Source organism: Denitromonas iodatirespirans (genome assembly GCF_018524365.1).
Lineage (GTDB): Bacteria > Pseudomonadota > Gammaproteobacteria > Burkholderiales > Rhodocyclaceae > Nitrogeniibacter > Nitrogeniibacter iodatirespirans.
This window is the reverse complement of the sequence record NZ_JAEKFT010000122.1, coordinates 1-714: the sequence shown is the minus strand read 5'-3', so window position 1 is coordinate 714 and position 714 is coordinate 1. Positions and strand designations below refer to the sequence as shown.

The following is a 714-nucleotide window of genomic DNA, read 5'->3' as shown; positions in this document are numbered from 1 at the left end:
GCCCAGTCCGACTGGCAGTATCACGCCGTCAAGGGCACCAGCAAGTTCGCCGAGGCCGGCCCGTTCAAGGAATTGCGCGCGGTGTTCTCGATCCACCCCGAGCCGTTCACCGTGGTGGCCCGGGCCGACGCCAACATCAAGCAGTTCTCCGACTTCAAGGGCAAGCGCTTCAACATCGGCAACCCCGGCTCGGGCACCCGCGCCTCGATGGAAGAGCTGCTCAAGGGCCTGGGGATGACCAAGGACGACTTCTCGCTGGCCTCGGAGCTCAAGGCCGACGAACACGGCGCCGCGCTGTGCGACAACAAGATCGACGGCTTCTTCTACGGCGTGGGCCACCCCTCGGCCAACATCCAGGATCCGACCACCACCTGCGGCGCCAAGCTGGTGCCGCTGACCGGCCCGGCGATCGACAAGCTGGTGGCCGATGCGCCGTTCTACGCCAAGGTGGAGATCCCCGGCGGGCTGTACGCCGGCAACCCCAACCCGACGCCGACCTACGGCGTGGTGGCCAGCTTCGTGAGCTCGACCAAGACCTCGCCCGAGGTGGTGTATGCGCTGGTCAAGGCGGTGTTCGAGAACTTCGACGACTTCAAGAAGCTGCACCCGGCCTTCGCCAACCTCAAGCAGGAAGACATGATCAAGAACGGTCTGTCGGCCCCGCTGCATGAGGGCGCGGTGAAGTACTACAAGGAAAAGGGCTGGATGTAAGCA

Annotated in this window: 1 protein-coding gene; it reads left to right on the top strand. The window is 64.7% G+C overall.

The genetic code is table 11. The annotated features are described in order from the left end of the window. A partial coding sequence (locus tag I8J34_RS24225; RefSeq protein WP_214364189.1) for a TAXI family TRAP transporter solute-binding subunit occupies positions 1–711 on the top strand: 711 nt, incomplete at its 5' end. Positions 712–714: the final 3 nt, after the last annotated feature.